We start from the raw sequence: 24,737 nt of genomic DNA, 5'->3' as shown, positions 1-24,737 counted from the left end.
GGAGCCGACCCTTGGAAAAATGCCCGCCTGACAAACAGAAAGTCGGGCAGGCAGTTCAAACGCAATGCAATAGAAACACTTTTTAGATGCCTGCCCGACTTTTTATTATTAATTAAAGAGTCCGGCGGGCATTTTTCTCAAGTCGGGTCACTGACGCTTGCGGTAAGGATGCCGATAGGATAATAGGGAGTTCAACATTGATAAATTTATTTTCCCAATAGGAAAATAATTTCATCATGCTGACTGACGATTTTGTCAGCATCCCGACATTAATCCTCAGGATCCGAAGGAGGTAATCATTGCATTCAAATGCATAATTACGGTTAAGCAACGATTTATATTTATCTTCCGGTCGACCGTAAAGTTATTATATTACCTCTTCTGGCAACAGCACTTTTAGTAGTATATTGCTACGCTCATCATTTCCCACCACAATGACTCCCACAAGATGGGGATAGTATTAGTGACTTTAGTTTGACCTATCAGGACATAAAATTCAAAGGCATCTACAAAATTGATTGAAAGACATATATCTTTAAACTAGCGATCGAAGATTATGAAACAGTATAACCAATATCTTTTCGTGTTTATCATCACCATCCTGTTTATTTGTGCCTGTCACAATAAAATGAAACAAAAGCCTACAATATTCAACCAACACAAAAACATCGTAGTGGCACACCGCGGTGCATGGAAAAATCTTCAATTGCCGGAAAACTCTATCGCCTCTCTTCGCCAGGCTATTAAATTGAACTGTACTGGTTCAGAGTTTGATGTACACATGACTGCCGATGACAGCCTCGTCATCAACCACGATCCTCAACATCACAGTTTAGTCATTGAGGATCATACCTACCAGGATCTGGTGCAATATCCACTGTCTAACGGGGAGTCCTTACCTACTCTCCGACAATATCTGGAAGCCGGAAGGTCTGCCAATGCCGGCACCCAATTAGTCATCGAGCTCAAACCTACCGCAAAAGGAAAAGCCAGGGCTGAATATATAGTCAAAAAAACTTACGAACTGGTCAAAAAACTCCATATGGAACACAAAGTATCTTTTATCAGCTTTGACCTGGACATGCTTGTGGCCCTGGTCGCTTTAGACAAAAATGTAATCACTCAATACCTCAATGGAGATCTTGCTCCTGATCAAATCAAGGCACTTCATATTTCAGGATTAGACTACAATCATACTAAATTCAGACTACATCCTGACTGGATACTCCAGGCCAAAAAGCTTCAATTGATACTCAATGTATGGACTGTAAATAACCGGGAAGACCTTCAATATTTTAAAGATGCCGGCTTTAACTATATCACCACCAATGAGCCGGAACTACTGATGTCGATGATCCATCAGTGATCATACTTATTGAGGAACAGCCACCGCCATATATCCTTCTAATTTGATAGGCTGCGACTCTTTATTTTTATTATAGAGTATTGCCGCGAGGTTGAATTTTAATTTCCTTGTATTTTGTTTTTTGTCATTCGGTTCAAACGGCTTGTCTTCTGTGATCTCAAACACGGAGGCAGATCTTTGTTCTGCACTGGCTGAGCTCCAAACCACTCCTCTTTCGTCGATGTATATAAATTCGGCACTATTATACTGAGTCCAGGATTGTAACCTGGCTGTTTCAATACCAATATCGAACTCCGCTCTGCATTTCAATCTGCCTGCAGGGGACCACTCGACGCAGGCAGTTGCAACGTTGCCTGACGGATCAGTGACTTTCAGGCAATGCTTTGCATCATTTTTAGGTTCCAGGTCTATAGAAGACTGATCGGCTACTTTATTGTCCCAATTATATTTAAAAGGGCCTTTACCAGATACTATTGCTTTGAGTGACCAGGTTTTATCCGTCCCTTGTACAGGCAATAAGGACACTTTAAGCCCGGGAAATGTATCAATAAGATTCAAATCTATCGTCTGACATTGGTTGGATACACTACCCTCCTGGTTGGTGACCTCAAGGCATACGGTCGAAAGTTTGAAGGGGTTCAGTGCAAATGCTATGGACTCACTGTTAGAATAAGCTTTGTCATTCAGTGTCCAATTATATTTCAGATTTCCACCTGTAGTAGCTGGCTGAGTAGATTGGTTATTTGTTTTGACCATTATACTGTCATTCTGAACCTGGAAAAATGATTTCCGACCAACCAAAGAAATCGCACTGTTGGTACGTGCATTTTGCCGGAGCCTCATCAAGAGTGAATTGGGACAATCCGACTGGCAATTCTTATTTCTGAGTTGGCCTATCAGGGTGAGTATCTGTAGTCGATCATGATTAAAATCTGTATATAATATCTGATCATCCACACCTGCAGCCAGCTTTATTGCTCTCCCACCGAGGGTGCCTTTTACTTCAAATATAGGTTGCTCCCCGACGATCATAGGCAGCTCTATTTTGGTGCAGGTAGTGCAAAGCAGTATCGATACAATGAATAAATATTTTTTCATACACTTAATTTAAAATATAGGAAAATCTAAATCCGATATTCCAGGAGGCCAGACCCGGCTGGTGGATATTATTTTCCAATGGTTTGTATGCAGAACGTACGGTATGCTCTGCCTGGAGTCCTATACCGATCTGCCTCATTATTTTATAATCATAAGCTATGACGGTAGTTAGGCTGAAAGTATTCAAAAAGTCATTTTGTAACCAACCTGTATTGAGACTGGATACTTTAGCGCTTGCGAGATCTTTTACAGGTGGATTGTCAGTGAATTGGATTTGATCCACCTTGCCTCTGGCACCTATTAAATATTGTGGTTTTAATCCTGCGACTAACCGATGGCGGTCATTTTGAATGCCGAGATTAATTTGTCCGTGTAGCAATTGTAACCATTGGGGTTTGATTCCATAATTTTCAGATGTACCTCCAAAACTTTGAAACTGATATGCGGTAATCACCTGCGCATAGTGATTGTTATTAAAAGAAGAGCTGTATCCAAGGCCCACGCCATAAAATATTTTTTTAGAAATACCTTTTAACCGATACCAATCGATGCCCAACTGTCCGATCCCGGCACGACTGACACCATTTACTGCCTGCGATGCCATTGACATGCGTATCCCTGACTCTTTCCATGTATCCCTGGTTACTTTAATCGGTCCCTGGGTCAGACTACTACCATGAACCCCTCTGTCATAGGATAACATTTTGAACTTTACATCCAATTCTTGAACCTCAGCGACCGCCTGGCGATGCACTTGATTGACTATAATTTCATCATTGACTGTGTTCAAAAACTGGCCAACCAGGAGAGGATCCTTTTTTGAAAGATCGTTAGTAGGGGAAGGCTCCCTAGTGGCTTTAGAATAATCATCTGGATTAATAAGCACTACTGATTTACTATTTTTTCCTAAAGCCGACTTCGTCTGACCGGATGACTTTTGAGTTGAAGACACAAAGTGATCAGGTTGGCCTTTCCTGAGTTCAATTGCCTCCAAAGATGGTGGGATTGTGAGAGCAACACTACCTGATTCCCGTATTGGCTCCATATCTTTTTGTGCCATGGGTTCATTGTTTTCAATCAGCTGGGTGGGAGGTGCGACAGGAAGTGGGGCAGATTTTGATGACAGAGCTAATAGTCCATAGGCTATCATCCCACCTACGATAGTGCCGAAGAACAGGATCCACAACCATCGCCGTCTTTGATCCTTTTTTTCCTGAGCTGTGATCATGGATTCAGCCTGCAGCCAATGATCCATATTGAGAGAACTTACTGGTTGAAGTAGATGCTCCTTATAGACTTTGTCTATCCAAGGTTCATTTTTCATAAGTACTGATTTTTAATGTTGGTATTAATGTTGGCTTTTTGCGATCTATTGAGACAGACACAAGGTCTTGAAGTTGTTTCCTGGCTGTAAACAAATGCCATTTGGAGGCACTTTCAGTGATATTGATTAATTCACCGATATCCTTGTGACTATATCCATCTAGTACAAAAAGATTAAATACAGTAGAGGTCAATGGATTTAATCGATGGATATACCCTAATAGCTCTTCCACATTTAGATTGGATTCGGCTTCATTATAATCGACATGGATGCCATTCAAAGCGATATCTTTTTCATAATTGCCGGATTGATATTGTTCGTTCAGTTTTTTTTGCTTGCGGTACTCGTCTATCAAGGTTCGGATCATGATCTGTCTGATCCATCCTTTGAAAGGGAGGCCCGGATCAAACAAATGGATATTATTTAATATTTTAAGGAAAGCTATATTGACTGCCGAAGCTGCCTCATTTTCATCCTGACGGTACCGCAATGAAATACTCATAAGATAGGGATAGCAACATTCATATAACTTGAACTGTGATCTGCGATCATGTTCTTTACATCCATCCAATATGACTTTTTCTATGTCCATATATTAAATCCTAAAGGCCCGGGTACCAAAGTACTCAGGCCTTCTAACGAACGATGAGCCTTTTATCTTCCTATGACTAGTTTTTTTGTTTTCATGACACCTTGTTGCTCGAATACGATCTGATACACTCCCGGGGGTAAAAAAGACAAGTCCAAATCTCCCCGGCCTGCCCCTGCCTGGATACCAATATTTTCTTTATAGACCATTTTGCCATATAGATTCATTATAGAGATTGTACCATTATGATTTGTATCGGTGATGACCTCGTAGATTACTTTATCCGGTGAAGGATTGGGATATACACTTAAGGATATTTTTTCGGTTTGAAGTCGACCATTGGTATCCACTTTATTTTTATCTCCTCCAGGTGAGGTCAGTCCTGCCCCTGACTCGATTTCTATTTCTACGCAATCAGTCGATTGACATCCGGCACCATCGACGACGCTGATACAATATTTGCCAGTTTGGGTTACAGAGATGGTCGCATCATTGGAGCCGGTGGACCATTTATATTTCATCGGTGCCTGTCCGGTCACACGGGGTACGAGCTTGACTTCTTTGGCGCTCATGGGTTTGACTATAATTGATACTCCGCAAGCCAATGGCAGGTTATTCAATTCGATTTTGACACATTCCCTGAGTTTGCAATTGAGTCCATCGCTGACAGTCACACAATATTCACCGGATTTTTCTACGATGATTGAAGGAGTGGTTTGACCGGTGCTCCAGGAATACAACGTAGGGATAAAGGTTGGTTTGGCTGTTAATTTAATTTTTGCGAAATTTAGATCACCGGTATTCGGGGTTCTATCCTGCAGGATCGTCAATCCACAGACAGTCGAAACAGGCAACTCTACTTTCTGACAAATGTTGGCTTTGCAATTAATTCCGTCACTTACTATAGCGCAATATTCTCCTGATTTTCGAACTTCTATCGATTTAGATGTATCACCAGTGTTCCACTTAATGAATTTTAAATCAAAATCTGCTTTTATTGTCAATCTCATCCCCACTACAACGGAAGGACTGTCACGCACTATTCTTTCTGTCACGATGGCAGCCTTGCAGACTGATGGATTAAGATCTTTTACAATGAAACAAGCCTTGGATTCGCAACCATTAAGCCCTAAAATATTTACACAATATTCTCCAGGCTCTTTGATCTCCAACTTGGGGCCATCAGCTCCGGTATTCCACCTATAGGATTTGGCATCATCCCCTTTCAAAAAAGCGTACAATACATTGCCATCCCGTTCTATATATGCCTGGCATGCTGCAGGAACTCCCGGGACACATGCTTCGGATACACAGCCGGTTGCATCGACCACACGCACGCATATTTTGACTTTTGCAGTTGGATTAAATCGCAAGGTATCCCCTTTCTCCCCGGTAGACCAGGTAGTTTCAAATGGTGCGACACCACGTGACTGGACGATGGCCAGAGCCGCTGTGTCATTAATCCTTTTTACCAGGATGACTGTACCACAAGGTTTTGGTGGAGCATTTTCCAGGCAAGCTGCTGAAATACAACCATTCGCATCAATACTCCCTACACAAATTCGCAAATCCTTGAGCGGATTGAATTTAATAGAGTCACCATCTTGCCCTGTGCTCCAGAGATGTTTAAATGGGGGTGTTCCCTTAGTGATGACATGGGCGATAGCAAGTTCTTCGTTTACTTTTCGTACGACGATAGCAGAAGTACAAGGCGTGTCAGGTTTTTTGTCGCAGTATATAAGTTTGACTTGTATCAACGGGTTTTCTTTTGAAAAGCGAGATTCCTTGACAATTTTTTTTCCTTCACAGTTTTCAAATGAGATCAGGAGGACACCTTGATTTATACTATCGGGGATATTCACTTGCCATTTGAATTCTCCTCCGGGGTAGGTTTTAGTTTGCTCAGCTACTTTAAATGGTGCATTGTCTGGAGAGGTGATATGGATGATCTTATCACCAATACCTTTTCCACTACCATCCACCAATATACCATAGACGGTGACATTGTACTCAGTAGCTTGACCTTGAAGTGAGACAAATCCAAGAAGAAGAAGAAACAAAGATTTTAGATTCATAATTATTGCTTTTGACTAACCATACGTGGCTGTATTCTCTAAAGTTAGTGTATCAATAAAAATATTTTGTTAAAAAATTGAGAAAACCGTTTAGGTTTAAAATCAAAGATCAATGACATGCAACCTCTCTGAGCTTATATGTCAACGAAAAAAATCAGTATAATTGTACTTTAATTATGCTCATAGACCACCAAATAGAACACCTCGATATAATTCAACAAAGTGCACGAGACTTTGCAGCGCTTCATATCAAACCCTATGTCATGGAGTGGGATGAATCACAAGAGTTTCCTAAATCGCTGATGAAAGAGTTGGGCAAACACGGATTTCTGGGGTCCTGGTCCCTCAGAAATATCATGGAGCCGGCTTGAGTTACCAGGATTATATCACCATCATAGATGAAATAGCGAAAGTGGACCCTAGCATTGGACTTTCTGTAGCAGCTCATAATTCGCTTTGCACAGGTCATATTCTTGCTTTTGGCGATGAGGCCCAGAAATCAAAATATCTGCCTTTGCTGGCTACAGGCGAATGGATAGGTGCCTGGGGACTCACAGAAGCCAATACAGGCTCAGATGCCGGCAGAATGCAATGTGTCGCGCATCAAGAAGGCGATTATTATTATATCAATGGGACTAAAAATTGGATTACTCACGGCAAATCAGGCGATGTAGCCGTGGTAATTGCTCGTACCGGTGCTTTATTGGACAATAATGGTATGACTGCTTTTATTGTTGAAAGAGGTACACCGGGTTTTAACGCCGGCAAAAAAGAAAACAAACTCGGCATGCGAGCCTCCGAAACGGCGGAAATGGTTTTTGACCAATGTAAAGTGCACCATTCTCAGATCATTGGGCAAGTAGGCCAGGGCTTTAGACAAGCCCTTAAGGTATTGGATGGTGGTCGTATATCTATCGCGGCCCTCAGCCTGGGTATCGCTAAAGGCGCTTATGAGGCAGCTGTCGAGTATTCCAAACAAAGACATCAGTTTGGTCAGCCCATAGCCAGTTTTCAGGCTATCAGCTTTAAACTGGCCGACATGCAGACCAAAATCCAGACAGCGGAGCTCCTCACCCGAAAAGCCGCTTTTTTAAAATATAAAGGGAAGAAAATGACCAAAGAAGCCGCCATGGCCAAATATTATGCCTCCGAGATTTGTGTGCAAATAGCTACTGATGCGGTCCAGATTTTTGGGGGATATGGATACACCAAAGATTTTCCTGTGGAGAAGTTTTTTAGAGATTCTAAACTTTGTACTATCGGAGAAGGTACCAGCGAAATTCAAAAAATCGTCATCTCCAGGAATCTTTAAAATACCGATTTCACCCTTAATTTTTCCCGGCCTCAAGGATAATGTTAATTAAATTGGGGTATATCTTTTTACTCATCGACGGTAATCCGCTTTCTCCAACCCATTTTTTCTGAGTGATATCTTCTTCAGCTTGAAGCTCGACTTTATCTTCAGCACATTCCATCAGGTACCAGGCTGTTCTTTTAATTACCTTCTTGTCCTTTTCTATATAAGCATGGTAGGTATCTTGCATCCTTTTTAAAATAATGGTATCCAACCCAACCTCTTCCCTGACTTCGCGTACTGCAGCTCGCCTGAAATTTTCACCATCGTCCAATTTGCCCTTGGGAAGGTCCCACCAGCCTCTCCTGTATATAAAAAGGTGCTTGTGGTCCTTCTTCCTCCTGACCATACCTCCTGCTGCCAGGATCAAAGGATAGCGTTGCAACAAAGTATCCCAGGACTGCTTTATCTTTTTAGTCACAATGACTACCTGGTGATGTAAGGTGCCTGCCAAAAGCTGATCAAGGTAAGATTTGATCATATCAGAGCCAGGATCCTGGAGCAGGATGTAGACCGACACCTTCGAAAACTTAAAAGATTTAAACTCGTCAGGTTTCATCCAAACGATCCAAGCCTTATTAACCCATATTTTATATTTTTGTGCTTCAATATTCATGATGACCTCCGAAATAATCGCTCGCGAATTGTTGCAAATAAAAGCAATAAAACTAAGTCCACAAAAACCATTCACCTGGTCGTCAGGCCTGAAGTCTCCCATTTATTGTGATAATCGGACAGTTTTATCGTATCCAGTCATCAGGACGAGGGTCATCGAAGCTTTTGTAGAAAATGCCCGTAGGTTCTCCCCATTTGATGTCATAGCCGGGGTAGCGACGGCAGGTATCCCTCATGCGGCTTTAATCGCTGATCAATTGGAGCTGCCACTGATTTATGTTCGATCTGAGGCTAAAAAGCACGGCTTAGGCAATCAGATAGAAGGTCAATACGAAACTGGACAGCGAGTCCTGGTCATTGAGGATCTGCTTTCAACCGGTGGCAGCAGCCTTAAAGCAGTAGAAGCACTCAGAGCCACCGGACTTGAGGTCGCCGGAGTAATGGCTATCTTTTCTTACGGTTTTGACACCTGCGTTCAGGCTTTTAAAGCAGCTGATTGCAAATATTATACCCTGACTGATTATGCTACTTTGATCAAGTATGCCATCGAATCCAGGATGATCACCGATGAGGAATACCAAATTTTAAAAACCTGGAATCATGACCCTGCAGCATGGTCTGCAGCTCACGTGCAATAATTCACACTTTCAATCTTAATAATTAATCTAGTATAAACTATGTCAATCACATCAGAACAATTTTTAAAAAAATATATCGATAATCCTTCTCCCACAGGCTACGAAGCCAAAGGCCAACAAATATGGTTGGATTATATCAAGCCCTACGTGGACTCCTGGGATATCGACGATTATGGCACTGCCTATGCCATTATCAATCCGGGGCAGGAATACAAGGTGGTGATCGAAGCGCATGCTGATGAGATCTCCTGGTTTGTCAATTATATCACGGACAATGGGTTGATTCATGTCATACGCAATGGAGGCTCGGATCATCAGATCGCCCCGGGCAAACGGGTCAATATCCATACAGATACGGGTATCGTAAGAGGGATCTTTGGCTGGCCCGCCATTCATACTCGCTCCAATACCAGTGAGGATCCTAAGTCTACCATTGAAAATCTTTTTGTGGACCTGGGAGCCAAAGACAAGGAAGAAGTAGGTAAAATGGGTGTCCATGTGGGTTGTGTCATGACCTATGAAGATGACTTTTTTATCCTTAACGAAAACTACTATGTCGGACGGGCACTCGACAATAGATTAGGAGGCTATTGTATCGCCGAAGTGGCTAAACGGATCAAAGCCAATAATATCAAGCTGCCCTATTCCTTATACATCGTCAATGCGGTCCAGGAAGAAATCGGTCTCCGGGGTGCAGAGATGATCGCCCATCGCATCCAACCCAATGCCGCCATCATCATCGATGTGACTCACGATACCAGTACCCCACATATGAATAAGAAAAAAGATGGTGATATCAAGTGTGGTGACGGGCCCGCTGTGACACATGCTCCGGCAGTGCATCACAAATTATTGCGATTGGTCACTGATGTTGCCACTGAAAAATCCATCCCTTTTCAACGGCAAGCATCTTCCAGGTCAACCGGTACAGACACTGATGCCTTTGCTTATTCCTCACATGGGGTGCCTTCGGTACTGATCTCTATTCCCTTAAGGTATATGCATACTACGGTAGAGATGTCTCATAAAAAGGATGTGGAAAACGTAATCCAGCTAATATTGGAAAGTCTCCAGAAAATAGAGGTCAATCATAACTGGAAGTATTTTTAATTGTTTTGTACCAAAATGTACTATTTTTACTTCTTATGCATGAGGTACTGATAGATTTAAGACTGGTCTTTTATCGTTTTCATGATAAAGGTCTTGAGATTTTTTTAGTCAAAGAAGATGATCAATGGAAGATCCCATCTGGCCAGGGTTCTTCAACTACCAAGCGATTTTTTAATCGAGACGGTAAGCTTATTGAGTTGGAAGCCAATCAGGTAGATCAGATCAAAAACCTGGCGATAGAAGCGGATTGGCATGATATGCCTTCCATAAGAGGTTTGATCAAACATGATCTTAAGATGGTAGAAGGCAAAATCCAGGAGCTGGAGCATGGCACCTATGTAGCGGCCAAAGAAGCTTTCAAAAAAGTACTTCCTCACGAATATGCGGTGATCAAAGAGCTCAAAGACATTTTGTTTGACAGGAATCTTATTAAAAATATCTGATAGCGCAATTGATTTTCGGCCTCCTTTTTATTCGATTTAGCTCAGTTTTTCCAAAGAATAATTAATTTATTTTCAATGACTGCTATAGGCCATACTGATTTTCATTTTGCACCTGAACAAAAAGTATACAGAGGCAAAGTAAGGGAAGTCTATACCGTCGGCGAGCATCTGGTATCTATTGCCAGCGACCGTATCTCAGCTTTTGATCATATTCTACCCAGTCTGATCCCTTACAAAGGACAGGTGCTCAATCAGGTAGCTGCTTATTTTCTACAGGCTACGCAGGATATCGTACCCAACTGGTTGGAAGCAGTACCCCACCCTAATGTATCCATAGGCAAAAAATGCTCGCCGGTGAAACTCGAGTTTGTCGTGAGAGGATATTTGGCTGGTCATGCCTGGCGAGAATACAAAAGTGGAGCAAGATGGCTTTGTGGTGTCCCTATGGCCGAAGGGTTGCGCGAATCTGACCCTTTCCCTGCTCCCATCATCACTCCAAGTACAAAAGCAGAGGTAGGGCATGACGAAGACATCTCCAAAGAGGATGCTATCCGGTTGGAGCTTTGCTCTGCCGCAGAATGGGATATCATGGCCGGATATGCTCTTGCTTTATTTGCCCGAGGTTCGGAGATGGCCAGGCAGCAAGGCCTGATCCTGGTTGATACCAAATACGAGTTTGGCCGGTATGGTGATCAGATCTTATTGATTGACGAAGTACATACTCCTGACAGCTCCAGGTACTATTATCTGGATGGCTACGAACAACGCCAGGCATTGGGCCAACATCAAAAACAATTATCCAAAGAATTTGTCCGAGAATGGTTGATGGAGCATGGCTTTCAGGGGAAAGAAGGCCAGCTGATGCCCGCGATGCCGGATACATTTGTTGAGGATATCTCCAATCGATATATCGAACTGTATGAGAAAGTCACAGGCAGGACATTTATTCCCCAGGAGTCTGATCATCCGCTGAAGGATATGGAAGAGGCGGTGTCTGAATATTTGAAAAGTATCCAGTAGCGGCTAGATCACTCCACTTTCGGAAACCTGGACACTCCGTACACGCCCGCCTGCGGAAAAGCTTTATACAATCGATTCATCCAATCATCACCCGGATCGGATTTCTCTGTCAAATAATTTGGATCGGTTTCTTTCCAGAGTGGATGATTTCTAAACTTCGTATAGTCCATATGGCCTATGACATACCGGATAGGATATTTATAGTGCAAGTACTGGATCAATTTTACATTTGCAGTAAATTGCGCCTCCGTGAGTTTGTTTTGATCTCCGTCTCCTACATTTTCTATGCCTATGGCGCAATGATTGAGACCTATCACATGCCTGGCAAAAGCGGTTTCAGGGAGCAATCGGTAGATGGTGCCATTTCTGTCCACCAAAAACTGGATCCCTACATTGAGTTTGCTTGCATTTTGCAGATCCTCCCGTCCCTCGAGTACTGCCGGTTTAAAGGTGTTAAAACTGGCATTCAGCGTCGGTATAGCAGTCCAGTGTACAACAATCATAGAGGGGGTGATGAATGGAGCTCTCACATTGGTCAGCCCATGTCTTTCATGTATATATTCAAGCGACAATCTTTTTCTCAACGTATCCCACACGATGGGTTTATCGATGATTTTTAGATTTTTTATTGCAGCAGCCCTTGTATTTTTTTGAGTACAGCTTGCTATACTCCATATAATAATCAGGGACAGGGAGATTTTAAAAAATAAGCGAATCTGGTTCATGATGTCATAATTTTGGTTCAATATTTTAACGCTTTTTACTCGTTCAAAAGTACTTCATTTAGATTATTCTCTAGTCTTCGACCTGGAGGGTGCTCCACAAATGAGATTTGGTTCGATTACAGCACAGAATAGTTTTCATCTTATCAAAATTATTTTTTCGTAGTTTTGAAACCATAAAATCTATCTACCATGGGAATATTAGATCCGCTAAAGAAACTACTTTTTGGTGTAAAAGGAGTGACCAAACACCAGGCCGGACAAGCCATAGACTATACCAAAGAAAAGGGCGAAGAGCTTATGGACAAAACTGTAGAGATGATGAAAGATGCCGGTGATAAAATCGGCAAGACCGGCGCATTTGTACTGGATAAAGTGGATGACCTTTGGGAAAAAAAAGCTGATCCTTTTAGCGCTGAGCCTCCCAAAACAAAAAGCGAAATCCAGCATACCGCTGCAGATTATGTAGAGCCCATCAAGAAAAAAATGGAAGAAGTCGGTGATAAAGTAGCTGACTCTCTGTCTAAAGCCAAAGATCAAGCCAAAGAAATTGGCGGCAAGGTAGTCGAGGCTTCTGATGATTTTTGGAAAAAAGCTGAATCCTACTCTGAAAATGTGGTAGAAAAAGCCCGTGCGAAAGGATCAGATCTGTTTGAAAAAGCCAAAACTGTCGCCGAAGAGCAATCGAAAGCCCTCAATCAAAAGATCGATGAATTTATCGAAAAAGAAAAAGCCATTGAAGCTAAAGAACCTAAAGGTGATTTTGCCGAAACTCCCATCACCGAGAACAAAAACCTCACAGAACCTTTGATGAGTAAACACGAAGACTTTTTTGATAAAGCCAAAAAATTCCTCGACGATGCAGACCGAAGGTCCAGTCCTAAACCAGTACAAGTAGAAGCTAAAAAAGTAGTAACTCCTCCTGCACCAGAGGAAAAACCGCTCGATCCCAAAGATCAAAGGCAACTCAATGACCTATTGTCTAATGGCGGGCCTGATGTGGATGATCATATAGAAGATGTGGATATAGTAGAAGATGTTCCTACTAAAGACTGATGGATTACAGCGCTCTCGATAGGCAAAAAGATATCTACTTAAATGGAGTCGCTGGCAATAAACCAATCATTCCAACCGATTATTATTCCTTAGAAGCAGCAGCAAAAAAAATACTTTCTACCAAGGCTTATGCCTATTTGGCCGGAGGTGCCGGATTGGAATCCACTAGCCAGGCCAATCAATCTGCCTGGGAACAATTCATGATCACCCCGAGGGTGCTCCAAAGCGTCACACAACGGGATCTCAACATCACCTTCTTAAATCAAGCCTATACCGTGCCCTTTTTTTTGTGCCCAATCGGGGTGTTAGAACTGGCTCATCCTCAAGCTGATCTGGATGTCGCCAGGGCTTGTGCAACTACAGGTGTCCCGATGATGATCTCCAGCCAGGCCTCCCATCCAATGGAGGCCATAGTTAAAGAACTGCGGAGCACCCCCTGGTACTTTCAACTGTATGTGAGTAAATCTGATGCTTTGGTCAAAAGTTTTGTACAAAGAGCAGAGCAAGCCGGTGCACTTGGCATAGTAATCACACTTGATACCACCTTGCTGGGTTGGAGAAACCGAGATCTGAACCTAGGCTACCTACCTTTTCTGCAAGGCAAAGGAATAGCTCAGTATACCAGCGATCCGATCTTCAACCGGCTGGTAGATGAATACCAGGACGAAAAAACTGCTACCAAAATTAATATTCAAGTCATAGACCATATGTTGAAACTGGCACGCAAAATACCCGGTGATTTCAAAGCCAATTTAAAGGGCCGGGCACTCAAGTCAGTTCGTACCTTCACTCAGTTATATTCTCGACCAGATCTAAATTGGGATGTCCTCAACCAGATAAGATCATATACATCACTCCCACTCATACTCAAAGGGATCCAACACCCTGACGATGCCCTCAAGGCCCATTCATCCGGTATGGATGCCCTCTATGTCTCTAACCATGGCGGAAGGCAAGTCGATGGCGCTATAAGCTCATTGGAAGCATTGATAAATATCAAAAATGCTGTAGGTGACACTATCCCCATACTATTCGATAGTGGTGTAAGAAGTGGCGCTCATATCATGAAAGCCCTGGCTTGTGGAGCTTCGATGGTAGGCATAGGGAGACCATACACCTACGCACTTGCTTTGAAGGGAAGGCAAGGCGTTGAAACATTGATAAAAAACCTGGCAGCAGAACTCGAATTAAATATGGCCTTGTCTGGCGTCAATAAAGCAACCGACTTAGGCCCAGGATTATTTCAACACAGGTTCGGTAAGGTTTAGTGGCCTTGGAGACCCTTAATATTCCTTTGAAATAATAAAAAGACTAATATGCAAATTGAAAAATATTGGCTCCTCGCTCTGGTAATTGCTTGCTTTACATATGAGTCTGCTTGTAAAAAAGCATCTCCTCAAAAAAGCTCACCTCCAGTATTGGAATCTAGGGCTAAAATGCTCAAGAGGGCTGATTCAATGGAGTTGGCTACGAATTACACAGCTCCAAGTTTTGACACCATGGCTTATTACGCTTCTGGTTATGCGAAAATCATGTGCTCAGCTGTCTTTGTGTCAAAACTAGATCCTCTATTTGCGGCTTATAATGTGGGAGGATTTGTATCACCGTTTGAAAGCCGATCACTTATGGGAACACCTATCATTGATACCGTATTAAAAACCGTAACGATTACTTTGCCCAATGGCGAACGCAGAATGGCAAAGTATCTTGGTGATCATTGTCAGGGATGTGTAAGTCTACCAGTTGGAAGCAATATGGTGTTTTATAAACCTCAAAAAATCTTGCCCTTAATTCCGGATGGGGAAAACATAGATTGGCCCATGGGAGAAAAAATAACTGAATCTATTTCGCCAGGTATCAATCAACTCAAAATCAATCAAGCATTGGATGCTGCCTTTGAAGGAGCCGGAATGACTGCAGCATTCGTGGTCACCCATAAAGGAAAATTGATCGCAGAAAGATATGGTGAATCAATTAATAAAAATACACCGCTGGAAAGTTGGTCCATGGGGAAAAGTCTTACGGCGACCTTATTAGGAATATTAATTCATCAGGGATATTATGCCTTAGATCAAGCCGCTCCCATCCCGGAATGGCAAAGCCCGGGAGATGATAGAGCAAAAATTAAAATTGAAGATATCCTGCATATGTCGAGTGGACTGCGGTTCAGAGCTCCTCAGGATCCTGATTTTGATGCAAGTCTTGGATATCCCGATCATTTATATGTATACACCGGAGCCATCAATTCTTTTGAATGGGCAGCGACGAGACCTCAACAATGGCCTCCAAATAAAGTCGGCAGATATAGAAATTCTGATCCGGTATTGGCAAATTATTTAATCAGGCTTGCTGTAGAAAAAAAAGGAGAGGACTACCATAGTTTTCCCCAGCGCGCTTTATTTGATAAACTCGGAATTAGAACTATGGTCATGGAAGCTGACCCCTACGGAAACTTTTTAACACAAGGATACGAGCTTGCTTCGGCCAGGGATTGGGCGAGACTGGGCAACCTCTATTTACAAAAAGGGAATTGGAATGGTGAAAACATCCTGGATGAGGCTTTTATAAAATTCGTAAGCACTTTGGCGGAGCCATGGGTGCAAGACGGGCGACCTATTTATGGAGGTTTCTTTTGGATCAATGGTGATGAAAGTCGGCCCATACCTAAAGATTCCTACATGATGCTGGGTGCAGGTGGTCAATCTGTTACTATCATTCCATCCCATGACCTCGTTATAGTCCGGATGGGCCATTATAAAGGTGCCGAGGCAGGTACCAAATCTTTAAATAATGCTTATAAATTAATCCTAGAAGCGGTACCGGCAAAGAATGTGCAGTAGAATGACTTCATAGCATCATTCTACGACGATTTCATCAATAGACATATTGGCTGGTCTGCCTGCTCCCGGATGCCAACCGGGCGTATTGCCAAGTGACACTGCTTTGATTTTTATATACCTTGCCTTTCGTGTATCAAACTCCGAGATAAAATCTCTTTGCTGTCCTCCATATTGATCTATAGGTAAGGTGTTTTCTATTGAACCGGCCGATACATAGGTCAACCCATCTGCAGAAGTAGCGTACTCCACCCTCACAGGTAGTATTCTCAACCAAAATGCATATTGAAAATAAGCTGATTCAATGCGATGTACCAATTTGACTTCTTCCAGGTCGATGATGACCTCAAGATCCTTTCCCTGAGTCGTCATCCAATTATAAGCATAGTCATGACCACCTCTGATGCCGTCTGTAAGCATCATTTTTTGAGCGGGGGTAATCGCGTTTGAGTCCGGACTTAATATTATCACAGGTTTGCCAAAGGCTAAATGTTCATTCATACCTTTTGAAAACAGTCTGTACATCGAAGCCCGGTATTCTTCCGGCGATGTACTCCATTCTTTGACCCGGGTCACGCCCTGACGAATACATAAGTCAGTAAATGGGTCGATCATAGCTCGAATCGAGGTCCTTACTTCCCATTGATTATCCTGTTTGACAAAAAGACCTTGCTCGCCGGTCCAGTTCTTTTTGGCTTGTTCCATTATCGCAAATTGGATGGGTAGCCTGGATATCCGGACCCGCTCCAACAGAGATGCACTATCCTTTACAGCCATTTCTGCTTCATCAAATAAAATATTATACCGCTTAAGCAAGTCTGGCGTGAGATAGCTTTGATCCGCTTCTATAGGACTTCCAAAGATGCGAAGAGGTTTACCTGATTGTCTTAAAGCTGTCTCCATCTCTACTATATATTTTTTGATAGATGAGCCTGCAGCCCCATAATATCCATACAAGAAATCCTCCATCAGTGAATCTACAGACAAATTGGGGTCCCACAATAATTTTGATATCAAATAAGCTCTCAGCTCAGCAAACTCGCCTCCCACTTCGCGATTGCCCTGTTCAAACATGGCATTGACTCCATTTTTTACAAATAACTGAATGTTTGGCTGGAGCACATGAAGGTTGGGAAAAGGTGCAAGTAAATTAGGAAACTGTATGACATAATCCCATATGATGATGTCTTTGGCTATCCTCCCCCAGTCCTCCAGGTCTTTGACAAAGTCCATGCTTGCACTGTCTTCTGCTATGGGCTTATGCCTAAGTGCTTCTATACTGCACAGCATAATATTGACATTCTCTGCTGGAATCAGCGTCTTAGGTGCATGTCTGCCATATTCATAAGCCAGTGTAGATATCAGCTTGTCCGGAAACTGCGCAGCAACTTCATTCACGAACCGAATGATGGATCCGGAAGGAGACCCCTGAGATTCATCTATTTTTCTACATTGGTCACAGGTGCAATAATCCCTGTTATCGTTTTGACTGACTGACCAATACTGTGCGCCCGGATTCTCAGCGATCTTTTTTCGAAGGTTTTGATTTACAATCTCCAATACAGCAGGATTAGAAAGACAGGGTTGTGTAGGGATTCTTTTGCCCCTCACTTCAGCAAAATACTCCGGATGATCCTGATAATAAATATCTGGAGGCAATAAGTCATTAAACGTATGTACCCAGGATCCCCAGGCTGACCTTCCGCCCTGCTCGTCGTGATTCAATTTATGCCAATCGATGTATTCTTTGTCCCAGGTTACTTTGTAATGCGTATCACGAAAATCAATCACAGGCACCTGCCGATCATCGATAGCAGGGAGGACAATCTGTGTTTGTTTTGGAATGATTTTTACCCCGGGACTATAGAGTCTGCATTGAAGATAATTTTCCAAAAAAGTATACACTCCATATAAAGATCCTTTATCAAGCCCTCCGGCTATAATAAGCCTGGTCTGATCCGTCAGGATGTGAAAACCTGCTTTCTTAAGTCCATTCAAATCAATCACTCTATCCAATTCATTCAGTCTTTCATTCTGTCCAATCAATATTTCATAAGGACTTATCCCCTGATCAGAATGCAGGATGGGAAGCGCTGCCCCTGAAATTTGTAGGATATACTTTTGTAAGACTTCGGCAGCATAGAGTTCATTTTTGGTAGCATGGACCGGGAGGACTAATCTATACAAGGTATTACCCTGATGGGTCAAGTGAAGCTGGTAAGTTGGTTCCGGCTCTTTAGGAGGGATTGGAGCCACCACCCCCGATTTCTTTTTTTTGGTTTGCGCATATACATCCTGAGCAGTAGCCAGTAGCAAAATGATTGTACCAAAAAGCAGAAAATAAGAGATGCCAAAATGAGAACAAAACTTTTTCATAAAATTTAGATTTAAGCCAATTGCATTTTTTTTAAGCCAAAATTCCTTGTACCACCTTGCCACTTACATCAGTCAGTCGATACCTTCTTCCTTGAAATTTAAAGGTTAGTTTTTCATGGTCTATGCCTAATAAATGGAGCATAGTTGCTTGTATATCGTGTACATGGACCGGGTCCTTCACGATATTATAACTAAAATCATCTGTTTGACCATATTGTATGCCTCCTTGTACTCCCCCACCAGCCATCCAGGCCGTAAAACATCTTGGATGATGGTCTCTGCCATATTGCCCATTGGATATTTTTCCCTGGGAATAGACAGTCCTGCCAAACTCACCACCCCAGACTACCAGGGTATCTTCTAACAGGCCTAACCGCTTTAGATCAGTGATCAGCGCTGCAGTGGCCTGATCTGTTGCTTTGCATTGAGCTTCCATCCCCTCTGGCAGATGGCCGTGATGATCCCACCCCTGGTGATACAATTGTACAAATCTCACATCTTTCTCAAGTAGTTTTCTGGCCAAAAGGCAATTAGCTGCATAGGTACCAGGATCTTTACTGTCCTTGCCATACAGTTCAAATACTGCTTCGGGTTCTTTTGAAACATCCATGATCTCTGGCACAGAAGTTTGCATTCTAAAAGCCATTTCGTATTGAGCGATTCTGGCTTCGACTTCAGGATCCTGGTAATAATTATTTTGTTCCCGGTTGAGGAGTGCTAGCTGATCGATCATCTCTTTGCGGTCATCAGTAGTATACCCAGTTGGATTTTTCAAAAAAAGAACCGGATCATTGCCTGATCTAAACTGCACACCCTGATGTTGTGATGGCAAAAACCCATTACCCCAAAGTCTGGCATACAATGGCTGATCTTTTGGCCCATTTTTAGAAACCAATACAATGAATCCCGGAAGGTTTTCGTTTTCAGACCCTAAGCCATAACTCACCCAGGATCCTATCGAAGGTCGACCCGGCAATGGATGACCTGTCTGAAAAAAAGTGATGGCCGGATCATGATTGATAGCTTCGGTATACATGGATTTGATGATACATAATTCATCTACGATTTTCGCCGTATGCGGCATCAATTCGCTGACCCAGGTTTGAGATTGACCGTATTGATTAAAATTGAATTTAGACGGTATCAATGGTAGCGAAGCTTGGTTAGCACTCATACCGGTCAGCCGCTGGCCTTTTCTTACAGAGTCCGGCAAGTCTTGTCCCATCATAGAGCGCAGTCCTGGTTTGTAATCAAAGGTCTCCAGTTGAGAGGGGCCTCCAGCCATAAAAAGATATACGATTCGTTTTGCTTTGGCCACAACAGGTAGTTGGGATTCAGGTGAAATCCCTGGTAGCAGTGATTGAAGTGCCATAGCCCCTAATCCATAGGCCGAATGACTCAAAAAATTTCTTCGGTTTAATTTGAGTTGATTTTGCCTCCAATATTCAATAATATCTACTTGCTTCATGGTCTCATCTTTTAGTGATGGTAGCGTCAGAGTTCATGATCATATTGGCGAGCACAGCATTTGCAGCCACTTTCAATGTATCTGCACCAGCGTCTATCTTGTACAGCCCGGGAGTCAACCATCCGGCTGCCTTAGTAGCGTCCTTTTTAAATTTTTGGAATTCCAATAAATAGAAATCTACTAACAATTTGAGTTCAGTTTCAGATGGATCCCTGGCAGTAAGCATTGTATAAGTTTCCTTTATTGCAGCTACCGAATCTGCATTTTGGGACATTTGCACGCCTAGTACCAAAGCCGCTTCAAGGTAAGTAGGGTCATTCAGCAAGACCAAGGCTTGGAGGGGAGTATTGGTTTTTTGCCGGCGTGACAGGCATTGACTTCTGTCCGGACTGTCAAAAGTAGACATCGTCGGATTAGGTACGGATCTTTTGGCGGTAATATACATACTGCGTTTGTAGGCCAGTTGGGTAGAGTCTGGTATATAATTAGCACTGTTAATCTCCCAAAGCCCAGGTGGCTGATACGGCTTGATACTTTTGCCCCCGACTTCACAGTTGATCATACCGCTGGCAAAAAGTACATTGTCTCGCAACATTTCTGCGGTCAACCGATTGGCCGGCCCAGATGACAAAAATCGATTTTCAGGATCTTTGGATGCGGCCATTTCAGCTCGACGGGAATCTTGTCGATACGTTGATGACATCACGATCATTTTGATTAGTTTTTTGTAATCCCAATCTGACTGTACAAACCAGACTGCCAACCAGTCTAATAACTCCGGGTGACTGGGTGCTTCTCCCTGAAAACCAAAATCTTCAGAAGTTTTTACTAGTCCCGTACCAAAAATACTTTGCCAGGCTCTATTGACCATCACCCTGGCTGTCAGTGGATGATTAGCATCTGTAAGCCATTGTGCCAGGCCATATCGGTTTTTAGGATATTTTTGGTCAAACGGCAATATTCCATCAGGGACATTTGGATATACAGGATCACCCGGATCACTGTAATCACCCCGATGCAAAATACGAGTCTGCTTAGGCACTTTGTATTCTTGCATCACCATGATTTCCGGTATGTGCTCCACCGTGTCTACCAATTTTTTTCTCAAGGCAGTTAGTTCGGCAGCATTTTTCAAAGCCACCGTATCCAACACGCTCATAAAATAAGATTTAAGTACTGTGAGCTCAGCAGGAGTAAGTTGATCTTTGGATTTTGCAGTCAAAGATTTCCAGGTTGCATTTTTGCTTAATATTTTGATTTCATAATCGGTTAGTGTTCTGTTATATATCATGACATCATCTACCTGACCTTGTTTAAATCCTTTGCCACGCCACCAGCCTCCAATTTGCAGCGGTGGCTCTTCTTTTTGGTGGAATAGGATGTCTTTGGTTAATTGGTCCATGGTAGTCTTCATCTTCAGTTCAGCACCATCCAGATACAATCTTGCACCGGCTGCGCGGGACGAGCCATCATAGGTCATGACCAGCTGTATCCATTGGTCTTTTGGGATCGTATCGATGGTGCATTTGGTGATGGCATTGGATGGAGCGGTATGGGCAAGACTTAGTTCGATTCGCCCATTTTTATAATATAGATGATAACCTTTAAAATTATAAAGTCGCTCTGCAATACATTTATGCAAAAGGACTCCTTCTTCAAATTCCGTAGGAATCTTTAGCCCTAGACTGATACTAAACGGATCCGCTTTGCCAAATATGCCAACACCTTTGAGAAATAAATAGGCATCTCCGTCCAGCATCAAAGCCAACCCATTGTCTCCAGTCACCAGGCGAGCTATTTCAGCAATCGTGTCGTTTTCGCGGAGAATGGTGGCCTCGCGATCAGCAGTGATAACGTTGCAAAGTGAATCTTCAAAATCAAACTGCCCTATCAAGCCATCCAGCGGCACATTCATCTTACCCAGATCACGATATTTTTCCTCCTTCACCCATTGATCAAAGCGACTGTTGGGTTGCAATGTATAATTTGCCTTTTCATCTTCCTGCCGGTCAATAGATTTCTGGATAAAGGATATTATTTTTTCTTGTTCTTCAGATGGAAGTAAAAGCGTCGGCGTAGGCAAGGCATCATTCCAGGCGATCTGTCCTGACTCTTTGACATTATTAAAAAAAGAAAATAGCTCATAATAATTCTTTTGTGATATGGGATCAAATTTATGATCATGACACCGGGCACATCCAAAAGACAATCCCATAAATACTTCGCTCGTGGTATTAGTGCGATCGATCACATATTCAGTCTGGAACTCTTCTTCCACGATACCTCCCTCCATATTTTGAGGATGATTGCGATTAAAGGCTGTAGCGATGATCATTTGTTTGGTTGGGTGAGGCATCAGATCCCCCGCCAATTGTTGTTGAATAAACTGATCATATGGCAGATTATCATTGTAAGCCTGGATGACCCAATCCCTGTAAGGAGTCATATCTCTCAGTCGATCGACCGTATACCCATGTGAATCTGCATATCTGGCAAGGTCAAGCCAATCCACAGCCATTCTTTCTCCGTAGTGAGGCGACTGCAATAATCTATCCACTTGTTTTTCATAAGCAAAAAAGCTGGTATCCTTTTTAAATTGGGCAAGGTCTTCCAGGCTGGGTGGCAGTCCGGTGAGATCTAATGACAATCTGCGCAAAATGATCTCTTTGCTGGCCGGAGCATTGTGAACCAAACCCTCCATTTCTAACTTCTGACCGATAAAATGATCTATTGCATTGAGCGGCCAATTCATATCTTTTATGGCAGGAGGATCGTTTTTCACAGGGGCGAGAAAAGCCCAGTGTGGTTGATACTCCGCTCCTTGTTCGATCCATTTGATCAGCAAGGCTTTCTCCCTGGGAGTGAGGGTGAGATTAGATTTTGGTTCAGGCATCAGCTGGTCAGGGTTGGCCGTCAATATCCTTCTAACAAGTTCACTTTGATTTATGTCAAACGGTTTGATGGCTACTTTGTCAGGAGATATCGGCAGCGCCCCATAGGCATTGGCTGCTTTGTCCAGTCTCAGCTCAGCTTGTCTTTTATTAGCATCATTGCCATGGCAGGCAAAACATTTGTCAGAAAGAATCGGCTTGATCGTTTTATTGTAATCCAGTTTGGTTATAAGTGCATTATATTCCTGGAGCACCCCCGTTGGCAAGAGCTTAGTTATGTCCTGGCCCATTAAAACCACTCCCTGGATCATAAACACCAGCACCCATCCTGATTTAAGACACTTCATCATTCAATGTTCCGAATTTAAGCAATTGAAAAACAATCAGCTTTAAAATCTAACAGCGCTTTTCATTTCGCTCGTGCATAATTTTAAAATTTCTAATACTGGATATTTCTTAATATAATATATTTTCAAGGTCACCCTTCCATTTTACAAAGCCGTCTACCAATTTCGAATAATCATGAAATATTCTTTTATAATTTGATTCCCCAGATTGGATATAACTGAGTTTTCCCTGTACCTGGATGGTCTGTATAATCGCTTCGACATGCTGCAACATGCCTTTTAAGTGGGGCAAATTCTTTTCTGTATGCCAGACATAAGTGGCCTCTTCTGTATTGAGCGTCTCCCATATGATATGATATGCTCGGACTCCTTCGATCAAAAAAACAAATGAAAAAGGTTTCAAAATAAAGCGAAGCTTCATAATCTGATGTGCATGAAGATCAGACAGATACCGAAGATTCTTGTAATGTTTGGTGGAGGTTATGGACAATATATCATCCAGCAACATGGACTCTTTATCATAGAACGCTCCAAGTCCTGAGGATTCATCCTTGAGAGATTCAAAATATTGGTCCATGGTAAACAATGACTTGTCGATGGGTTCCATATATTTTTTCTTCGGCAATTCTTTTAACATTTCAAATTTAATCGACTCAATGATCGAAGGATTGATCAAATCTATTTCTTTACTGGTAGCTCTTGATTCGATCACGTTTGCTTGATCGCATTTTAGCTGAAGTTTTACATTGATCTTCTTACTGTTTAATTTTTTGGAAAAATAATTTTTAATAGCGTCAAATTCAGGTCTTAAACATTGATTGTACATCCTCAGCTCTACCTGATTATTCAACTGTTTCATTTTATGTTCCACGGTACAAAATCCAAAATCAAAACGGAGGTCTTTCCAGGCTACTTTAATTTCACTATTTATAATTTTAATTTTTGGAGTCGGAAGGATCTTTTCATAAGGCAATGGGCCTGCCACCGTTTCAATCAATGGTTCAGTCTCCCTCAAAGCCTCAAAAGTAAACATTTGGTAAGCTTCGTCCTGTGGCTGCGGATTGGAAATATATGCTTCCATTCTGGTGACCCCTCCCAATGTGATCAATAATTTATTGGTATCTATCGACCTGAAAGTTATTTTCTCTACCTGATAATCATCTTCGATATTTTCCTGATCTGGCAAGAATGGTTCATGACCCAGATGGTATTCGACTATTTCTGCAAAAATTTTTTTTTCTCTTGCATTGTACGATATTATTCTGCAAAGCCAATGAGCCTCAGCATAAAACTTACGGGCAAAAGCAGGCAGGTTTAGCTGAGATATTGCCAGCGATTTTGTATCCGAGATGAAAGCTAAATCTTCGGTAAAATTTATAATAAACTCCTCTCCTGCGACCATGGTGTT

The 24,737-nt window shown here is 42.4% G+C and carries 18 protein-coding genes and 1 pseudogene; 9 read left to right on the top strand and 10 right to left on the bottom strand.

The window, feature by feature from the left end; genetic code table 11:
* Nucleotides 1–556 precede the first annotated feature (556 nt).
* Complete coding sequence (locus tag IPJ09_01535; protein ID MBK7370132.1) at nt 557–1,366, top strand: glycerophosphodiester phosphodiesterase; 810 nt, start codon at nt 557–559, stop codon at nt 1,364–1,366.
* Between the two features lie 6 nt (nt 1,367–1,372).
* On the opposite strand, the gene IPJ09_01530 is transcribed toward IPJ09_01535, so the two are convergent.
* The 4 genes from IPJ09_01530 to IPJ09_01515 all read right to left on the bottom strand — a co-directional run bounded on the left by IPJ09_01530 (nt 1,373) and on the right by IPJ09_01515 (nt 6,452).
* Nucleotides 1,373–2,464, bottom strand: coding sequence for a hypothetical protein (locus IPJ09_01530; GenBank protein ID MBK7370131.1), 1,092 nt, complete (start codon nt 2,462–2,464; stop codon nt 1,373–1,375).
* A 4-nt stretch (nt 2,465–2,468) separates the two neighbouring features.
* Nucleotides 2,469–3,788, bottom strand: coding sequence for a hypothetical protein (locus IPJ09_01525; protein MBK7370130.1), 1,320 nt, complete (start codon nt 3,786–3,788; stop codon nt 2,469–2,471).
* Nucleotides 3,778–4,380 (bottom strand): sigma-70 family RNA polymerase sigma factor, encoded by a 603-nt coding sequence (locus IPJ09_01520; protein MBK7370129.1) that lies wholly within the window; start codon nt 4,378–4,380, stop codon nt 3,778–3,780. The genes IPJ09_01525 and IPJ09_01520 overlap by 11 nt, the downstream gene beginning before the upstream one ends.
* A 62-nt stretch (nt 4,381–4,442) precedes the next feature.
* Nucleotides 4,443–6,452, bottom strand: coding sequence for a T9SS type A sorting domain-containing protein (locus IPJ09_01515; GenBank protein MBK7370128.1), 2,010 nt, complete (start codon nt 6,450–6,452; stop codon nt 4,443–4,445).
* A gap of 176 nt (nt 6,453–6,628) precedes the next feature.
* On the opposite strand from IPJ09_01515, the pseudogene IPJ09_01510 reads away from it, so the two are divergent.
* A pseudogene (locus tag IPJ09_01510) lies at nt 6,629–7,764 on the top strand (acyl-CoA dehydrogenase family protein).
* Between the two features lie 16 nt (nt 7,765–7,780).
* Here the strand turns inward: IPJ09_01510 and IPJ09_01505 are convergent.
* Nucleotides 7,781–8,422 carry an NUDIX domain-containing protein gene (locus IPJ09_01505; GenBank protein ID MBK7370127.1) on the bottom strand — a complete coding sequence of 214 codons (642 nt, stop codon included), beginning with the start codon at nt 8,420–8,422 and terminating at the stop codon, nt 7,781–7,783.
* A gap of 1 nt (nt 8,423) precedes the next feature.
* Between IPJ09_01505 and IPJ09_01500 the strand changes: the two genes are divergently transcribed.
* The 4 genes from IPJ09_01500 to IPJ09_01485 all read left to right on the top strand — a co-directional run bounded on the left by IPJ09_01500 (nt 8,424) and on the right by IPJ09_01485 (nt 11,632).
* Nucleotides 8,424–9,059: an orotate phosphoribosyltransferase gene (locus tag IPJ09_01500; GenBank protein MBK7370126.1), complete on the top strand. Its 636-nt coding sequence runs from the start codon at nt 8,424–8,426 to the stop codon at nt 9,057–9,059.
* Between the two features lie 39 nt (nt 9,060–9,098).
* A complete protein-coding gene (locus tag IPJ09_01495; GenBank protein MBK7370125.1) occupies nt 9,099–10,169 on the top strand; it encodes a M42 family metallopeptidase in 1,071 nt (356 codons plus the stop codon).
* Nucleotides 10,170–10,204: 35 nt separating this feature from the next.
* On the top strand, nt 10,205–10,612 hold the full coding sequence (locus IPJ09_01490; protein ID MBK7370124.1) for a hypothetical protein: 408 nt from the start codon (nt 10,205–10,207) through the stop codon (nt 10,610–10,612).
* A 75-nt stretch (nt 10,613–10,687) separates the two neighbouring features.
* Nucleotides 10,688–11,632, top strand: a complete 945-nt coding sequence (locus tag IPJ09_01485; GenBank protein MBK7370123.1) for a phosphoribosylaminoimidazolesuccinocarboxamide synthase — start codon at nt 10,688–10,690, stop codon at nt 11,630–11,632.
* 8 nt (nt 11,633–11,640) lie between these two features.
* On the opposite strand, the gene IPJ09_01480 is transcribed toward IPJ09_01485, so the two are convergent.
* The gene (locus tag IPJ09_01480; GenBank protein ID MBK7370122.1) at nt 11,641–12,357 is read right to left on the bottom strand and encodes an N-acetylmuramoyl-L-alanine amidase; all 717 of its coding nucleotides are present in this window, start codon (nt 12,355–12,357) and stop codon (nt 11,641–11,643) included.
* A gap of 189 nt (nt 12,358–12,546) precedes the next feature.
* Between IPJ09_01480 and IPJ09_01475 the strand changes: the two genes are divergently transcribed.
* From IPJ09_01475 to IPJ09_01465, 3 genes are read left to right on the top strand one after another with little or no spacing between them, the layout of a single operon-like run.
* Nucleotides 12,547–13,410 carry a hypothetical protein gene (locus IPJ09_01475; protein MBK7370121.1) on the top strand — a complete coding sequence of 288 codons (864 nt, stop codon included), beginning with the start codon at nt 12,547–12,549 and terminating at the stop codon, nt 13,408–13,410.
* On the top strand, nt 13,410–14,678 hold the full coding sequence (locus IPJ09_01470; protein ID MBK7370120.1) for an alpha-hydroxy-acid oxidizing protein: 1,269 nt from the start codon (nt 13,410–13,412) through the stop codon (nt 14,676–14,678). Before IPJ09_01475 ends, IPJ09_01470 begins: the two co-directional genes overlap by 1 nt.
* Before the next feature lie 48 nt (nt 14,679–14,726).
* Nucleotides 14,727–16,250 (top strand): serine hydrolase, encoded by a 1,524-nt coding sequence (locus tag IPJ09_01465; GenBank protein MBK7370119.1) that lies wholly within the window; start codon nt 14,727–14,729, stop codon nt 16,248–16,250.
* Nucleotides 16,251–16,265: 15 nt separating this feature from the next.
* Here IPJ09_01465 and IPJ09_01460 read toward each other — a convergent pair whose 3' ends face one another.
* From IPJ09_01460 to IPJ09_01445, 4 genes are all read right to left on the bottom strand, one after another.
* On the bottom strand, nt 16,266–18,623 hold the full coding sequence (locus IPJ09_01460) for a DUF4838 domain-containing protein (GenBank protein ID MBK7370118.1): 2,358 nt from the start codon (nt 18,621–18,623) through the stop codon (nt 16,266–16,268).
* A 31-nt stretch (nt 18,624–18,654) separates the two neighbouring features.
* Nucleotides 18,655–20,091 (bottom strand): DUF1501 domain-containing protein, encoded by a 1,437-nt coding sequence (locus tag IPJ09_01455; protein ID MBK7370117.1) that lies wholly within the window; start codon nt 20,089–20,091, stop codon nt 18,655–18,657.
* 4 nt (nt 20,092–20,095) lie between these two features.
* On the bottom strand, nt 20,096–23,329 hold the full coding sequence (locus tag IPJ09_01450; protein MBK7370116.1) for a DUF1553 domain-containing protein: 3,234 nt from the start codon (nt 23,327–23,329) through the stop codon (nt 20,096–20,098).
* 109 nt (nt 23,330–23,438) lie between these two features.
* On the bottom strand, nt 23,439–24,731 hold the full coding sequence (locus tag IPJ09_01445; protein MBK7370115.1) for a hypothetical protein: 1,293 nt from the start codon (nt 24,729–24,731) through the stop codon (nt 23,439–23,441).
* Nucleotides 24,732–24,737 lie beyond the last annotated feature (6 nt).

Source organism: Saprospiraceae bacterium, assembly GCA_016709995.1.
Taxonomy (GTDB): domain Bacteria; phylum Bacteroidota; class Bacteroidia; order Chitinophagales; family Saprospiraceae; genus JADJLQ01.
Note: the sequence above shows the minus strand (reverse complement) of the source record. Positions and strands in the feature narration are given on the sequence as shown.

Coding starts and splice junctions, on each gene's coding strand:
- IPJ09_01535 (MBK7370132.1), top strand. CDS start 557: ATGAAACAGTATAACCAATATCTTTTCGTGTTTATCATCACCATCCTG.
- IPJ09_01530 (MBK7370131.1), bottom strand. CDS start 2,464: ATGAAAAAATATTTATTCATTGTATCGATACTGCTTTGCACTACCTGC.
- IPJ09_01525 (MBK7370130.1), bottom strand. CDS start 3,788: ATGAAAAATGAACCTTGGATAGACAAAGTCTATAAGGAGCATCTACTT.
- IPJ09_01520 (MBK7370129.1), bottom strand. CDS start 4,380: ATGGACATAGAAAAAGTCATATTGGATGGATGTAAAGAACATGATCGC.
- IPJ09_01515 (MBK7370128.1), bottom strand. CDS start 6,452: ATGAATCTAAAATCTTTGTTTCTTCTTCTTCTTGGATTTGTCTCACTT.
- IPJ09_01505 (MBK7370127.1), bottom strand. CDS start 8,422: ATGAATATTGAAGCACAAAAATATAAAATATGGGTTAATAAGGCTTGG.
- IPJ09_01500 (MBK7370126.1), top strand. CDS start 8,424: ATGACCTCCGAAATAATCGCTCGCGAATTGTTGCAAATAAAAGCAATA.
- IPJ09_01495 (MBK7370125.1), top strand. CDS start 9,099: ATGTCAATCACATCAGAACAATTTTTAAAAAAATATATCGATAATCCT.
- IPJ09_01490 (MBK7370124.1), top strand. CDS start 10,205: ATGCATGAGGTACTGATAGATTTAAGACTGGTCTTTTATCGTTTTCAT.
- IPJ09_01485 (MBK7370123.1), top strand. CDS start 10,688: ATGACTGCTATAGGCCATACTGATTTTCATTTTGCACCTGAACAAAAA.
- IPJ09_01480 (MBK7370122.1), bottom strand. CDS start 12,357: ATGAACCAGATTCGCTTATTTTTTAAAATCTCCCTGTCCCTGATTATT.
- IPJ09_01475 (MBK7370121.1), top strand. CDS start 12,547: ATGGGAATATTAGATCCGCTAAAGAAACTACTTTTTGGTGTAAAAGGA.
- IPJ09_01470 (MBK7370120.1), top strand. CDS start 13,410: ATGGATTACAGCGCTCTCGATAGGCAAAAAGATATCTACTTAAATGGA.
- IPJ09_01465 (MBK7370119.1), top strand. CDS start 14,727: ATGCAAATTGAAAAATATTGGCTCCTCGCTCTGGTAATTGCTTGCTTT.
- IPJ09_01460 (MBK7370118.1), bottom strand. CDS start 18,623: ATGAAAAAGTTTTGTTCTCATTTTGGCATCTCTTATTTTCTGCTTTTT.
- IPJ09_01455 (MBK7370117.1), bottom strand. CDS start 20,091: ATGAAGCAAGTAGATATTATTGAATATTGGAGGCAAAATCAACTCAAA.
- IPJ09_01450 (MBK7370116.1), bottom strand. CDS start 23,329: ATGAAGTGTCTTAAATCAGGATGGGTGCTGGTGTTTATGATCCAGGGA.
- IPJ09_01445 (MBK7370115.1), bottom strand. CDS start 24,731: ATGGTCGCAGGAGAGGAGTTTATTATAAATTTTACCGAAGATTTAGCT.